The following is a 14,858-nucleotide window of genomic DNA, read 5'->3' as shown; positions in this document are numbered from 1 at the left end:
CCCTCGCCGAATACCCCCGCGCCCTCACCCAGGCCGCCGCGCACCGCGCCCCCGACCGGGTCGCCCGGCAGCTTGTCAGCGTCGCCGATGCCCTGCTCCTCTTCCAGCACACCGTGCTCCCGCGCGGCGACGAGAAACCCTCGGCCGCCCACCGGGCCCGGCTGGCTCTCGCCGAAGCCGCCGGGACGGTGCTGGTCGGCGGCCTGTCCCTGCTCGGCATCGACGCACCCGAACACCTCTGAGAGAGCACAGAACACGCCATGAGCCGTTCCGCACACCCCGCCGGGCCCCGTCACGCCGACGTCCTCCCCGAGGGCCACTACTCCGCGCCGCCCGCCGACCTCAACGCCCTCGACCCCAAGGTGTGGGCCCAGACCGTGAGCCGTACGCAGGACGGCGTCGTCAGTGTCGGCGGGCTGGATGTGAAGGCGCTCGCCGAGGAGTTCGGCACCCCGGCCTACTTCATCGACGAGGCCGACTTCCGGGCCCGGGCGCGGGCCTGGCGTACCGCCTTCGGGCACGACGCCGACGTCTTCTACGCCGGGAAGGCCTTCCTCTCCCGGGCCGTCGTGCAGTGGCTGCACGAGGAGGGGCTCAACCTCGACGTGTGCTCCGGCGGCGAGCTGGCCACCGCCCTCTCCGCCGGCATGCCCGCCGACCGCATCGCCTACCACGGCAACAACAAGTCCACGGACGAGATCCGTACGGCCGTCGAGGCGGGTGTCGGGCGGATCGTGCTCGACTCCTTCCAGGAGATCGCGCGGGTCGCCCACATCGCCCAGGAGCTCGGGACGCGCCAGCGCGTGCAGATCAGGGTGACGGTCGGCGTCGAAGCGCACACGCACGAGTTCATCGCCACCGCCCACGAGGACCAGAAGTTCGGGATCCCGCTCGCCGGAGGGCAGGCCGCCGAGGCCGTACGGCGGGCCCTGCAGCTCGACGGGCTCGAACTCGTCGGTATCCACAGCCACATCGGGTCGCAGATCTTCGACACGTCCGGGTTCGAGGTGGCCGCCCACCGGGTCGTGGGTCTGCTGAAGGAGATCCGGGACGAGCACGGTGTCGAACTGCCCGAGATCGACCTCGGTGGCGGCCTCGGTATCGCGTACACCAGTGACGACGATCCGCGCGAGCCGCACGAGATCGCCAAGGCGCTCACCGAGATCGTCAACCGCGAGTGCGAGGGCGCCAAGCTGCGCGCACCCCGTATCTCCGTCGAGCCCGGACGGGCCATCGTCGGGCCGACGGCCTTCACGCTGTACGAGGTCGGGACCATCAAGCCGCTCGCCGGGCTGCGTACGTACGTCTCCGTCGACGGCGGCATGTCCGACAACATCCGGACCGCGCTGTACGACGCCGAGTACAGCGTCGCCCTCGTCTCCCGTACGAGCGACGCGGAGCCCATGCTCGTCCGCGTGGTCGGCAAGCACTGCGAGAGCGGGGACATCGTGGTGCGGGACGCGTTCCTGCCCGCCGACCTGGCACCGGGTGACCTGATCGCCGTACCGGCCACCGGTGCGTACTGCCGCTCGATGGCCAGCAACTACAACCACGCGCTCCGCCCGCCGGTCGTCGCCGTGCACGAGGGCCGGGCCCGGGTCATCGTCCGCCGTGAGACGGAGGAGGACCTCCTGCGCCTCGACGTCGGGTGAACCAAAGGGCGTCCCGTGAACACGGGGCGCCCGCAAACCGGGTGGAAGATCTCCTGTCTCCACCCCTCAGCGAAATGAAATAGATATCTCACGATCCGGACGAGGGGCAGAAACTCCCGTCCGGTGAGTGAGACTGTTCCCACCGTATTCGGTATGTGAGGAAACGAGGTCGGATGATGCGTACGCGTCCGCTGAAGGTGGCGCTGCTGGGCTGTGGGGTTGTCGGCTCAGAGGTGGCGCGCATCATGACGACGCACGCCGACGACCTCGCCGCCAGGATCGGGGCACCAGTGGAGCTGGCCGGGGTTGCCGTACGGCGGCCCTCCAAGGTGCGTGAGGGCATTCCCGCCGAACTCATCACCACCGACGCCACCGCGCTCGTCAAACGCGGGGACATCGACGTCATCGTCGAGGTCATCGGAGGGATCGAGCCGGCCCGGTCCCTCATCACCACCGCCTTCGAGCACGGCGCCTCCGTGGTCTCCGCGAACAAGGCGCTCCTCGCCCAGGACGGCGCCGACCTGCACGCCGCCGCCGAGGAGCACGGTCGGGACCTGTACTACGAGGCGGCCGTCGCCGGTGCGATCCCGCTGATCCGGCCGTTGCGCGAGTCGCTCGCCGGCGACAAGGTCAACCGGGTGCTGGGCATCGTCAACGGAACCACCAACTTCATCCTCGACAAGATGGATTCGACCGGCGCCGGGTACCAGGAGGCCCTCGACGAGGCCACCGCGCTCGGGTACGCGGAAGCCGATCCCACCGCCGACGTCGAGGGCTTCGACGCCGCCGCCAAGGCCGCGATCCTCGCAGGGATCGCCTTCCACACGCGGGTACGGCTCGACGACGTGTACCGCGAGGGCATGACCGAGGTCACCGCCGCCGACTTCGCCTCCGCCAAGGAGATGGGCTGCACCATCAAGCTGCTCGCCATCTGCGAGCGGGCCGAGGACGGGGCGTCCGTCACCGCGCGCGTGCACCCCGCGATGATTCCGCTGAGCCACCCGCTCGCCTCCGTGCGCGGCGCGTACAACGCCGTGTTCGTGGAGTCGGACGCCTCCGGGCAGCTCATGTTCTACGGGCCGGGCGCGGGCGGCGCCCCCACGGCCTCCGCCGTCCTCGGTGACCTCGTCGCGGTCTGCCGCAACCGGCTCAACGGAGCGACCGGACCCGGTGAGTCCGCGTACGCCGCCCTGCCCGTGTCGGGTATGGGAGACGTCGTCACGCGCTACCACATCAGCCTCGATGTCGCCGACAAACCGGGCGTTCTCGCCCAGGTCGCCACCGTGTTCGCCGAGCACGGGGTGTCCATCGATACGGTGCGCCAGCAAGGACGGCAGGACGGCGGCGGAGAGGCCTCCCTCGTCGTCGTCACCCATCGCGCGTCCGACGCCGCCCTGGGCGGGACCGTCGAGGCGCTGCGCAAGCTCGACACCGTGCGGGGTGTCGCCAGCATCATGCGGGTTGAAGGAGAGTAACCAGCAATGACCCACCAGTGGCGCGGAATCATCGAGGAGTACCGGGACCGGCTGCCCGTCTCCGACACCACGCAGGTCGTGACGCTCCGCGAGGGCGGTACGCCTCTCGTGCCCGCGCAGGTGCTCTCCGAGCGCACGGGCTGTGACGTTCACCTCAAGGTGGAGGGTGCGAACCCGACGGGGTCCTTCAAGGACCGCGGTATGACCATGGCCATCACCCGGGCCAAGGAGGAGGGCGCGAAGGCGGTCATCTGTGCCTCCACGGGCAACACCTCCGCCTCCGCGGCCGCGTATGCCGTACGCGCGGGCATGGTGTCGGCCGTGCTCGTGCCGCAGGGCAAGATCGCGCTCGGCAAGATGGGCCAGGCCCTCGTGCACGGCGCGAAGATCCTCCAGGTCGACGGCAACTTCGACGACTGCCTCACCCTCGCGCGTGAACTGTCCGACAACTACCCGGTGGCACTGGTCAATTCGGTCAATCCGGTGCGTATCGAAGGCCAGAAGACGGCCTCGTTCGAGATCGTGGACATGCTCGGCGAGGCGCCAGACATCCATGTGCTCCCGGTGGGCAACGCGGGCAACATCACGGCCTATTGGAAGGGCTACAAGGAGTACGCCGCCGACAGGATCGCCGGCCGGACCCCTCGGATGTGGGGCTTCCAGGCCTCCGGCGCCGCCCCGATCGTGCGCGGCGAGGTCGTCAAGGACCCGTCGACCATCGCCACCGCGATCCGTATCGGCAACCCCGCGTCATGGAAGTACGCCCTGGCGGCCAAGGAGGAGTCGGGCGGTCTCATCGACGAGGTGACGGACCGTGAGATCCTGCGCGCCTACCGGATGTTGGCCGCTCAGGAGGGCGTTTTTGTCGAGCCCGCGTCCGCCGCGTCCGTGGCCGGTCTGCTGAAGGCGGCCGAGCAGGGCAAGGTCGACCCCGGGCAGACCATCGTGTGCACGGTCACCGGCAACGGCCTCAAGGACCCCGACTGGGCCGTCGCCGGCGCCCCCCAGCCGGTCACGGTCCCGGTCGACGCGGCGACGGCGGCCGAGCGGCTCGGTCTTGCGTAGGCCCGCGCACGGCGCCTCCCGCTCGCGCGGAGGCGCCACCGGTCGCGGGAAGTGCCCACCTCGTACGGAGGTGACCGTCTGTCGCCCAGAAGTGCTCGTATCCCGTTCGGAGACCGGGCAGGGCGCCGCGCTCCGGCGTAAGGAGGGCACTCCTGGGGGATAACCCCGCATGGCACCCGACACGGGTTGCACGGGGGGCTTACGACACGCATCGTGCGCCTCCTGTGCGCCCTATGTCGCCACTGAACCTTCCTTCGATAGGCTGTACTGAACCCGCCCGCCGCATATGCCGCGGTGTCGTGTCGTCGACAGTGGTCCCCGGATCCCGTCGACTGCGGCCTTCGGGTCTCCCGTCACCATCGAACGTCAATCGAATGTCATGAATGCCAACCGAATGGCATTCGGCAATCTCGCAGCTCAAGGAGAGTCATCGAGCGATGGCCGGTCCAGCGTTCCGCGCCGCCGCCGTCAGGGTGCGCGTCCCCGCCACCAGCGCCAACCTCGGCCCGGGCTTCGACGCCCTCGGCCTGTCGCTTGGCCTGTACGACGACGTGGTCGTCCGCGTGGCCGACTCCGGCCTGCACATCGACATCGCGGGTGAGGGCAGCGAGACACTCCCGCGTGACGAGAGCCACCTCCTCGTCCGTTCCCTGCGCACCGCCTTCGATCTGCTCGGCGGGCAGCCCCGCGGCCTGGAGATCGTCTGCGCCAACCGCATCCCGCACGGCCGCGGCCTCGGCTCCTCCTCCGCCGCCATCTGCGCCGGCATCGTCGCCGCGCGCGCCGTGACCATAGGCGGCGACTCCCGGCTCGACGACGCCGCGCTGCTCGGACTGGCCACCGAGATCGAGGGCCACCCCGACAATGTCGCGGCCTGCCTGCTGGGCGGCTTCACGCTCTCCTGGATGGAGCGCGGTACCGCGCGGGCCATCAGGATGGAGCCCGCCGATTCCATCGTTCCGGTGGTTTTCGTACCGGGGAAGCCGGTGCTGACGGAGACGGCCCGCGGACTGCTGCCGCGCGCTGTCCCGCATGTCGACGCCGCCGCCAACGCGGGCCGTGCGGCCCTGCTCGTCGAGGCCCTGACCAGGCGCCCCGAGCTGCTGCTGCCCGCCACCGAGGACCGGCTGCACCAGGAGTACCGCGCCCCGGCCATGCCGGACAGCGCCGCCCTGGTGGAGCGGCTGCGGGCCGACGGAATCCCCGCAGTGATCTCCGGCGCGGGACCCACGGTCCTCGCGCTGGCCGACGGCGAGAGCGCCGACAAGGTGGCCGACCTGGCGGGCGCGGGCTGGGCCGCCAACCGGCTGGAGCTCGACGCCCAGGGAGCGAGCGTGTTGCCGCTCGCCACCTCGGGCGTCGACTGAACGCGCACGGTTGCCGGATTTCGAGAGGGGGAATGTTTGTTGGATCCGGTAGTGTTAACCTCAAGTCTGCACCCGACCCCACCATGGCGAGGTGCTTCGTGTCCCCGTCCGGGACAACCTTTCTTCCGGGAGCCTCCCAAATCGCACCGTGTTTCGTACGTCACGCAGTACGCCGTACGCAGGCACTGAGCGATCTGTCGAGCACGCTCCGGAACCGGCGTGACCGAGCCGCGTGACACCGACACTCAGTGCCACGGCTCAGGGAAGCGCCGAATCACCAGTCACCTCCGCCGCCTTTGGCGGACCACCGCCCCGGCGCGGTCCACACAGCAAGGACCGAAGCCGGACAGCACAACCGGTCGCCGAGCCAGACAGGCCGACGTCCGCTCCAGGGAAGGACCCTTCGTGAGCGACACCACCGATCTGATGGGCGCACGTGTCGAGGAGACCGCTGCCGCGCCCGCCACGGACGCCTCCGCGCCTGCCACCGGTGCCGGGTCCCGGCGGCGCCGCGGTACCGGCCTCGAGGGCATGGTGCTGGCCGAGCTGCAGCAGGTCGCATCCGGCCTCGGCATCAGGGGCACCGCGCGTATGCGCAAGAGCCAGCTGATCGAGGTCATCAAGGAGGCGCAGGCGGCCGGGGGCGCCCCGGCGAAGGCCGAAGCCGCCACCGAGACCAAGCCGAAGCGCCGGACCACCTCACGGGCGCGTACGGGCGAGGAGGCCGCTCCCGCCGCCGACGCGGAGGCCCCCGCCGAGAAGAAGGCCACGAAGGCCGCGAAGGCCAAGGCCGAGGCCCCCGCCGAGAAGGCCGTGGCCCAGCAGCAGATCGAGATCCCCGGCCAGCCGCAGCCCGCGAGCGAGGACGCGCCCACCGAGCGCCGCCGTCGCCGGGCCACCGCCGAGGCCGGCAGCCCCGAGACGGTCGCCGCCGAGGCCAAGAGCGAGCCGAAGGCCGAGACCCCGGCGCAGGCGCAGGGCGACGCCGGTGACCAGGGCGGCGAGGGCCGCCGTGACCGCCGTGACCGCCGCGAGCGCGGCCGTGACCGCGACCGCCGGGGCAAGGGCGACGACCAGCAGGGCGGCCAGCAGCAGCGCGGCCAGCAGCAGGGCGGCGGCCAGCAGCAGGGCGGCGGCCGTCAGGACCGCCAGGACCGTCAGGACGACGGTTACGACGACGACGGCGGCGGCCGCCGTGGCCGTCGCGGGCGCTACCGCGACCGACGTGGCCGCCGTGGCCGCGACGAGATCGGCAGCGAGCCGCAGATCGCCGAGGACGACGTCCTGATCCCGGTCGCGGGCATCCTGGACATCCTCGACAACTACGCCTTCATCCGCACCTCCGGCTACCTGCCGGGCCCGAACGACGTGTACGTCTCCCTCGCCCAGGTCCGCAAGAACGGCCTGCGCAAGGGCGACCACGTCACCGGTGCGGTCCGTCAGCCGAAGGAGGGCGAGCGCCGCGAGAAGTTCAACGCGCTGGTCCGCCTGGACTCCGTCAACGGCATGGCGCCCGAACACGGCCGTGGCCGCCCGGAGTTCAACAAGCTGACGCCGCTCTACCCGCAGGACCGCCTCCGCCTGGAGACGGACCCGGGTGTGCTCACCACCCGCATCATCGACCTCGTCTCGCCCATCGGTAAGGGCCAGCGTGGTCTGATCGTGGCCCCGCCGAAGACCGGTAAGACCATGATCATGCAGGCGATCGCCAACGCGATCACCCACAACAACCCCGAGTGCCACCTGATGGTCGTCCTCGTCGACGAGCGTCCGGAAGAGGTCACCGACATGCAGCGGTCGGTCAAGGGCGAGGTCATCTCCTCGACCTTCGACCGCCCGGCCGAGGACCACACCACGGTCGCCGAGCTCGCCATCGAGCGCGCCAAGCGCCTGGTGGAGCTGGGCCACGACGTCGTCGTCCTGCTTGACTCGATCACGCGTCTGGGCCGTGCGTACAACCTCGCGGCGCCTGCCTCCGGCCGCATCCTGTCCGGTGGTGTCGACTCGACGGCCCTCTACCCGCCGAAGCGCTTCTTCGGTGCGGCCCGCAACATCGAGGACGGCGGCTCGCTCACCATCCTCGCCACCGCTCTGGTGGACACCGGGTCCCGCATGGACGAGGTGATTTTCGAGGAGTTCAAGGGCACCGGCAACATGGAGCTCAAGCTCGACCGGAAGCTCGCCGACAAGCGCATCTTCCCGGCGGTGGACGTGGACGCGTCCGGTACCCGCAAGGAGGAGATCCTGCTCGGCAACGAGGAGCTCGCCGTCGTCTGGAAGCTGCGCCGGGTGCTGCACGCGCTCGACCAGCAGCAGGCGATCGAACTGCTCCTCGACAAGATGAAGCAGACCAAGTCGAACGTCGAGTTCCTGATGCAGATCCAGAAGACGACGCCGACGCCGGGCAACGGCGACTGAGTCCGCCTGCGCACAGGGCTGCCCCGTCTCCGACGGAGACGGGGCAGCCCTGTTGCCCTGAACAGAGAAGTGGCCCCGGTGCATGAATCATGTTCCGGGGCCACTGATGTTCTACTTGGAGGTCAGCTCCACCTCGCAGTCCAGCGTCTGGGTGAGCTCCCTGCCGCCCTGCCGGTAGTCGAACTTGCAGTACCGAACGCTTCTCGTCGGCTCGCCGGTGATTTTCAGCCGGGCCAGATAGTAGATGTCGCTCGACGAGTGGGCGGCGACCTTCACGCCCTCCTTGGCATGGTCCTTCAAACGACCGAAGGCCGGCGTGTACTTGTCGCCTTCCTCCGTGAGCAGGGCCAACCCTTCGGTGTCGTCAAGGCTGTAGGCGCCGTATCTCAGCACCTTTATTCCTTTCGGTACCTCGACAACGGATGCCCCTGTGATCTCGATAGGCTCGTCGGATGTGTTGGCGGGGACAGGGAGAGCGAACCAGAAGATGTCTCCCGCCTTTACGTGCTCGAACCCGACAGTGCCGTTTGACTGGGTGCCGCCTGACAGGGCGGTCCCCTTCCCGCGCTGAGGCTCCTGAGAGGAGCATGCCGCGACAAGGAGGGCGATCATCGCGGTTGCCGCGAGCCTAGTAGGAGTAGAGGACACCGGGCTTCCCCGATACTGGTCCGTTCGCACCCCAGATGTCATGCCGGGCGACCGTGCGCTCTCCAGCGGTGATGCGTTGTTTGTGCTCTCGGTCGAGCTGGGTCGAAGCGCCGAGCGCTATGCCCTCAACTGTCACAGCGGCGGACCACTTGACGCTGCGCCCCTTTGAGAGCTGGAAGTATGCACCGGGCTTGATGTAGGCCCGATTCCGCTTGGGCGACTGGTAGTACCCGCCGGCGCCGTCCTTGTATCTGACGTCCTTACCGTACTTGCCTGTTGCTCCGCCTGCCGGAACCGTGTACCTACCAGCCCTGATCTCCTTGTGGGACGCTGTCCTCCCGCCGCACTTCGTGTACTTCTTGATCTTCTTGTACTTGATCGGAACCTTCCACTGCTTGGCGAAGTACGGTCCTTTTTTGGTGTACCCGGAGGATTGGCCCGTGGATGATCCCAAGTTCACTGAGCCCTGGATCTTCCAGCCACCGGGGGTGGAAACAGCCACTTCGACGTTCGTCGACAACTTCTCGTCGTAGTCCACCGATGCATACGCATCCCAGTTGGCATGGCCCTCAGCCACCGTCGTGTACCGGATGTACTTCTTGAGCGTCTTGGTCCATCTCTCACAGCCACCCATATACGGGGTGATCTTCATGCTGCTGACGTCCGTACCGTCCACGATGTACGGGTTGTAGCCGACGGGTGGAGCCCCGGTCTGGCTCTGCCACTCTGGAAGCGGGGCGTCGCCGAGGGTGTCCACGGATGACTGATCCTGGGCCGAAGCCCAGCTCTGAGCAACAGCTTGTGCGGTCGGCTCGGCTTCCTCCAGGCCATCAGGCGCCTGCGGCAGCAGAGCGACCGAGTGGCCCTCTTCCTCGGCCGCAAAATCGGCGATGGCCATGCGGGCCGCACTCGTCGCCGATTCCGATGCTGCGGTCAAATTGTCGGATGCTTGCATGATCACGCCGTTGGAGGTCACGCCGGTGGCGGTGGCGGTCACATTGACGGCGCCGCCGTTGGCATCCACGGCTTCCTGGACCTCGGCGGGAAGGGTGTTGGGGAGGGTGAGCGACCACGAGCCATCCGCAGCGGTGGTGGTCTTCCCCAGGGTGGGCAGGTCGGCGGTTGCTCCCTCCTCTTCGGGAAGGACGTCACTCGCCTCGATGACCACCTCCAGACCCGCAACCGGATGTCCGTCGCCTCGAGTGAACCGGCCGCTGACCGTTTTGGCGCCGGTCGGACTCGGGTCGGATTCGGGCTCCGGTGTGGCTTCGGGCACTTCGGAGTCGTCCGGGCGAGTACCGAAGTAGGGGCTACCAGGCGCCATGTCCGCCAGACATGTGGCGGTGTCGGCGAAGATCTGGCCGTAGATCCCAGTGCGGATCTCGTCGTTGGCCAGTGTCAGTGCTGTGGTGCCGGTGTACCCCTTGATTGTGCCGGAGTGGTCCTTGCTACCTGTGTGCGTGTGTACGGTGCCTGGGCCCGGGCTCCAAGCCTGCACCGCATCGGTCAGCCCTGTGGCCACCACAGTTGGGGGGGTCAGCCTGGGGTGGACGGACTGCCCTGTGGCTGCCCCGAAATACCTCAACGTGCTGATCTCCCCGTCCGTAAGGACGTAGACCTTGGAGTCGGCCATCCAGACGTCGTCCGCGTTTTTGATCGCGACGGCCGCAGCATGGTCCGCAGGGATCTTGGACGCCATCGACGAGATCGTGCCCGAACCGGTGGCGGGGTCGGACTGCTTGTAGACGGTGATCTCCCCGTTCTCGGCCTGGGCGAAGAGGAGGCTTCCGGAGGCCCAGACCTTCTTGGACGAGCCCCATCCCGTCCCGTACGTCCGCGCGGGCGTCAGCAGAGAGCCGCCGGTGGCCGTCTCGTCGGTGTACGACTTGAGTGTGCCGCTCGCAGTGATCTCGTAGATGACGCCGTTGCCCGCCGTGAAGATGCGGCTGGTACCTGGAACGGGCGCGGTGTGTCCGGTGTCGAAGATGGTGCCGTCGGCGTCGCCGTCCTTGGGGCCCCAGTCCAAGTACTTGCGCAGTGTTCGCGGCTTGGCCGGATTGACGACGCCCGGGCCGCCTTCGAGGACATAGGTCGCGACGCTTGAAGGGCACGCTTCTGCCGCATGAGCCTCGGGCGGGATGGAGACGGCAGGCGCGGTGAGTGCTCCAGCGAGGAGGGCGGTCACGCATAGGGTGCGGACTGTCCCGGCTCTCGGTCTGCTGGGCGTGTGTTTCACGACAGTTGAACCCCCTGAAAGGCGTGCGCAGTAGGAACGCAGAGGTGCACACGTGGTGTGAAAAGCGAGCGGCGGAGGCGCTTTGGTCAACTGGCGCCCGTGAACCGCTTGGCAGAAGGTATTCGCCCTGGTGTTGTAAGTGTGAAGAATTGAGGCAGATCTGAGGATCATCTCTGCCCTGTGAGCGGCCGATCCTTGTTGCGTGTGCTCGGTTGAGCTGCTGGAGGAGTTCGGTAGCGCTGTCGGTCGGCAACGGCTTCGCATCTTCTCGCATCCCAGCAGCACCTTCGGTGTACAACCCCGCGACATGGGTCCTGCACGCATCTGGTCTGGTGGGCAAGGATGAGTTCACCCCAGAGGGCTTCACGGACGTGATCGGCCGCACCTGGACCGGGCTGGAGACGTCAGCGGGACCGGCAAGTCCTGCAGCGCTACCTTCTCCAGCCACATCACCCTTCAGCACCCTTACGGAACACGGTATCGAGGGCCGTTCCCTTCATGGGGTGGCCCTCGACGTCGTGGAAGTGAGGCGCCGGTGGCCGTCGGATGAAGGCGTGCGCGGTGGCGTATGGGACAGGTGTACGATCACGTTCTTCGTGTTGCGTCGAGGGACGTGTCGCCCGATGTTCCGTTCGGTGAGTCCCCGACGTATCAACTCTTGATACTCAGGGGGGACTTGAGTGGGTACACCGCTGTCCGGAAACGGCCGTCACAGACGCCGGATACGGATCGGGCTGCCCGTGGGTGCGGCCGCGGTCGCCGCGGCCGTCGCGGGGGCGCTGATGATGTCGTCCGCGGACGCCGCCACCGCGCTGCCGACACCGACCGCCAAGCCGAACACCAGCGCGCCCTCGCTCGACGAGCTCACCGAGCGCGTCGCGGGCGCGGTCGCCAGTGACGACACCGCCGGGGAGACGGCGCAGAAGAGGGCGTCACTGAGCTCCGGGACGAGCACGTCGTCGAGCGACTCGCCGATCGACGCGAAGATCATCGGTGGCAGCGAGACCACCATCACCTCGGCGCCGTGGATGGCCCAGCTCTGGTACTACGACGAGGACCAGGACCTCGGCTTCTTCTGCGGCGGTGCCGTGATCGCGCCGACGAAGATCCTCACCGCCGCGCACTGCGTCGACGGGTACGACTGGCACGCGAACGGCACGGTCATCACCGGCACCTCGCAGTTGCCCACCACCGTCACGAACGACGACGGGTCCACGAGCACCGACTTCCATGGTGGCACCCTCTCCGGTGTCTGGCGCCAGTGGGACCACCCGTCGTACGACGAGGACACGATCGACAACGACATCGCGGTCCTCACCCTGCCGAACCCCGTCAAGGCCACGCCCATCAAGATGACGACGTCCGGGGACACGGCGTCGTACGCGGAGGGCACCCAGGCCAAGGTCTACGGCTGGGGCCGCACCAGCTCCACCAGCGACGACATCTCCGACACGCTGAAGACGGCGACGCTGCCCGTCCGGACAGACGCCACCTGCGCGGACGCGTTCCTTCCCGGCTGGTTCATCAAGGGCCACATGGTCTGCGCGGGCGAGCCGGCGACCGGCAGTGACGAGGGGACCAACTCGGCCTGCAACGGCGACTCCGGCGGCCCGCTCGTCGTGAACAACCGCGTCGTCGGCGTGGTGTCCTGGGGCGTCGAGGACTGCGTGGCCGCGGGCGCGTACAGCGTGTTCAGCAAGGTCAGCACGTACGTCGGCGTGACCTACCCGCGCGTGGACGACACCGACATCAGCGGTGACGGCAAGGCGGACCTGTTCCTGCGCAAGGACTCCACGAACGTCGGCTACGTGAAGGAGTCCAAGGGCACCTCGTTCACCGCGCGCGAGTCGTGGGGCTCCTGGGCGGGCCTCAACGTCGTCCTGCAGACCGACCTCAACCGGGACGGCTACCAGGACTTCGTGGTCCGCCGCAGCTCCGACGGCGATGTCTTCTGGATGCACTACGTGCCCGCGACGGACTCCTGGGCCAACAAGCAGATCTTCGACAACTGGAAGAGCCGCAAGCGGATCGTCACTCCCGGCGATGTCACCGGTGACGCCCTGCCCGACCTGCTCTCGGTCGACTCCGCCGGTGTTCTGTGGATCTACCCGGGCAAGGGCAACGGCTCCTTCTCGACCCGCGTCAAGGTCGGCTCCGGCTGGAGCCAGTACAACTCGGTGCGCGGCCACGGCGACTTCACCGGTGACGGCAAGGCCGACCTGATCGTCCGCAAGAGCAGCACCTCGGACATCTACCTCTACAAGGGCACCGGCAAGGCCGGCACGGGCGCCTTCTCCAGCCGGGTCAAGGTCCGCAACTGGAGCAGCTACAACGCCTTCGTGGCCCCGGGCGACGTGACCGGCGACGGCAAGGCCGACTTCCTGGCCCGTACGAAGGGCGGCACGCTCTACCTGTACAAGGGCACCGGCAAGGCCACGAGCGAGATCTTCGCCACAAGGATCTCCATCGGTACCGGTTACGACCAGTACGACCTCTTCGGCTGAAACCGCAGGTGAGCGACTGCTCACCGCTACGGTCGATCACACACTGTGCCCATCGCGTTCACGCGGTGGGCACAGTGCCGTGTGCAACGCTTTCTCCGGCCAGGCCTGAGCCTGACAGCAGGGGGTAACCGACCGCAGGAGACAGGACCGAGGAGCCCATGTCCGCCGACAGCACGCAGGACCCCGGAAACCGGGGGAAGACCGGCACCAAGGGCCCGCGCCACCGTGCGACGGGCCGGCGCCGCAAGCCCCGGAGCAGGCGGGGCAAGGGGCTCCTTGTCACGGCCTGGACCGCCGCGGGCATCCTCGTGCTCGGCGGTACGGGCTTCGGCTACCTGTACTTCAAGCTCAACGGCAACATCAAGAGCGTCGACATCAACCAGGTCCTCGGCGCCGAACGGCCCGAGAACGTCGACAACGGTTCGCAGGACATCCTCGTCCTCGGCTCCGACACCCGCGCCGGGAGCAACAAGAAGCTGGGCGGCGGCACCGACGACGGCAGCGCCCGCTCGGACACGGCGATGATCGTGCACGTGTACGAAGGTCACAAGAAGGCCAGCGTGGTCTCGATACCGCGTGACACCCTCGTCGAGCGGCCCGAGTGCACCGACGCGAAGGGCAGGACGTATCCCGCCGCGAAGAAGGCCATGTTCAACTCCGCGTACTCCACCGGCGGCGCGGCCTGCGCGGTCAAGACCGTCGAGTCCATGACCGGCATCCGCATGGACCACTACGTCGAGGTCGACTTCGCCGGCTTCAAGAAGCTGATCGACGAACTCGGCGGGGTCGAGGTCACCACGACCAAGGACATCGACGACCCGGACAGCCATCTCGAGCTGAAGGCCGGCACCCACACCCTCAGCGGCGACAAGGCCCTCGGCCTCGTCCGCACCCGGCACGGCGTCGGCGACGGCTCGGACCTCGGCCGTATCCAGCTTCAGCAGGCGTTCATCAAGGCTCTGGTCTCCCAGGTGAAGGACCTCGGCGTCCTGACCGACCCCAAGAAGCTGTACGACCTCGCCGAAACGGTCACCAGGACGGTCACCACCGACTCCGACCTCGCCTCGGTCACCAGGCTGACGTCGTTCGCGAGCGGCCTCAAGGGCATCAGCCCCTCGAACATGAACATGGTCACGATGCCGGTCCGCTACGACCCCGCCGACGGCAACCGGGTCCTCGTGGACGAGACGAAGTCCCAACAGGTCTGGAAGGCCCTCAGGGAGGACAGGCCGATCCCGAAGTCGGCAACGAAGGACACGGCGGCCGGAGAGGCGGACGGCGTGGTCACGTCGTCCTGAGCTTTCGGGGGCGCTGGGAACTCGGGGGCGATCCCAGGTTTTCAGGGGCGCTGGGCTGTATCGATGTGCGCTTCCGCCGCGTGGGCGCGACCAGCCACATTCGACCCGCGGACGCCCACGGTGACCAAGCGGCGACCCCGACCGCGACCCACCCACCGACCGACCGGGAATAGACGACCGAGCCCCCCGGTTTGG

10 protein-coding genes are annotated in these 14,858 nt (G+C 68.3%); 8 read left to right on the top strand and 2 right to left on the bottom strand.

Annotation, left to right across the window (positions count from 1 at the left end; genetic code table 11):
- The 6 genes from FNH04_RS06375 to rho all read left to right on the top strand — a co-directional run.
- Window positions 1-242, top strand: a 242-nt coding sequence (locus FNH04_RS06375) for a DALR anticodon-binding domain-containing protein (protein WP_265580008.1), incomplete at its 5' end; no start/stop codon positions are given.
- A gap of 18 nt (window positions 243-260) precedes the next feature.
- Entirely contained in the window at window positions 261-1,652 is a 1,392-nt protein-coding gene (lysA, locus tag FNH04_RS06370; RefSeq protein WP_152781157.1) for a diaminopimelate decarboxylase, read from the top strand.
- Between the two features lie 176 nt (window positions 1,653-1,828).
- Entirely contained in the window at window positions 1,829-3,127 is a 1,299-nt protein-coding gene (locus FNH04_RS06365; protein WP_152781178.1) for a homoserine dehydrogenase, read from the top strand.
- Window positions 3,128-3,133: 6 nt separating this feature from the next.
- Window positions 3,134-4,192 carry a threonine synthase gene (thrC, locus tag FNH04_RS06360; RefSeq protein WP_152781155.1) on the top strand — a complete coding sequence of 353 codons (1,059 nt, stop codon included), beginning with the start codon at window positions 3,134-3,136 and terminating at the stop codon, window positions 4,190-4,192.
- A gap of 437 nt (window positions 4,193-4,629) precedes the next feature.
- Window positions 4,630-5,559, top strand: coding sequence for a homoserine kinase (gene thrB / locus FNH04_RS06355; RefSeq protein WP_152781153.1), 930 nt, complete (start codon window positions 4,630-4,632; stop codon window positions 5,557-5,559).
- Between the two features lie 405 nt (window positions 5,560-5,964).
- Window positions 5,965-7,977 (top strand): transcription termination factor Rho, encoded by a 2,013-nt coding sequence (gene rho, locus FNH04_RS06350; protein WP_322722655.1) that lies wholly within the window; start codon window positions 5,965-5,967, stop codon window positions 7,975-7,977.
- 111 nt (window positions 7,978-8,088) lie between these two features.
- Here rho and FNH04_RS06345 read toward each other — a convergent pair whose 3' ends face one another.
- Together FNH04_RS06345 and FNH04_RS06340 are read right to left on the bottom strand one after the other, a co-directional pair.
- Window positions 8,089-8,589 (bottom strand): hypothetical protein, encoded by a 501-nt coding sequence (locus FNH04_RS06345; protein WP_152781151.1) that lies wholly within the window; start codon window positions 8,587-8,589, stop codon window positions 8,089-8,091.
- Window positions 8,590-8,605: 16 nt separating this feature from the next.
- Window positions 8,606-10,810, bottom strand: a complete 2,205-nt coding sequence (locus tag FNH04_RS06340; RefSeq protein ID WP_152781149.1) for a hypothetical protein — start codon at window positions 10,808-10,810, stop codon at window positions 8,606-8,608.
- Between the two features lie 833 nt (window positions 10,811-11,643).
- Between FNH04_RS06340 and FNH04_RS06335 the strand changes: the two genes are divergently transcribed.
- A complete protein-coding gene (locus FNH04_RS06335; protein WP_152781174.1) occupies window positions 11,644-13,365 on the top strand; it encodes a trypsin-like serine protease in 1,722 nt (573 codons plus the stop codon).
- Window positions 13,366-13,523: 158 nt separating this feature from the next.
- Window positions 13,524-14,663 carry an LCP family protein gene (locus FNH04_RS06330; RefSeq protein ID WP_152781147.1) on the top strand — a complete coding sequence of 380 codons (1,140 nt, stop codon included), beginning with the start codon at window positions 13,524-13,526 and terminating at the stop codon, window positions 14,661-14,663.
- Window positions 14,664-14,858 lie beyond the last annotated feature (195 nt).

Source organism: Streptomyces phyllanthi (assembly GCF_009377205.1).
Classification (GTDB): Bacteria; Actinomycetota; Actinomycetes; order Streptomycetales; family Streptomycetaceae; genus Streptomyces; species Streptomyces phyllanthi.
Note: the sequence above shows the minus strand (reverse complement) of the source record. Positions and strands in the feature narration are given on the sequence as shown.

Bases quoted from the DNA above. Each gene is read 5' to 3' on its own strand.
- FNH04_RS06330 (WP_152781147.1), top strand. From the start codon at position 13,524: ATGTCCGCCGACAGCACGCAGGACCCCGGAAACCGGGGGAAGACCGGC.
- FNH04_RS06335 (WP_152781174.1), top strand. From the start codon at position 11,644: ATGATGTCGTCCGCGGACGCCGCCACCGCGCTGCCGACACCGACCGCC.
- lysA (WP_152781157.1), top strand. From the start codon at position 261: ATGAGCCGTTCCGCACACCCCGCCGGGCCCCGTCACGCCGACGTCCTC.
- FNH04_RS06365 (WP_152781178.1), top strand. From the start codon at position 1,829: ATGCGTACGCGTCCGCTGAAGGTGGCGCTGCTGGGCTGTGGGGTTGTC.
- thrC (WP_152781155.1), top strand. From the start codon at position 3,134: ATGACCCACCAGTGGCGCGGAATCATCGAGGAGTACCGGGACCGGCTG.
- thrB (WP_152781153.1), top strand. From the start codon at position 4,630: ATGGCCGGTCCAGCGTTCCGCGCCGCCGCCGTCAGGGTGCGCGTCCCC.
- FNH04_RS06345 (WP_152781151.1), bottom strand. From the start codon at position 8,589: ATGATCGCCCTCCTTGTCGCGGCATGCTCCTCTCAGGAGCCTCAGCGC.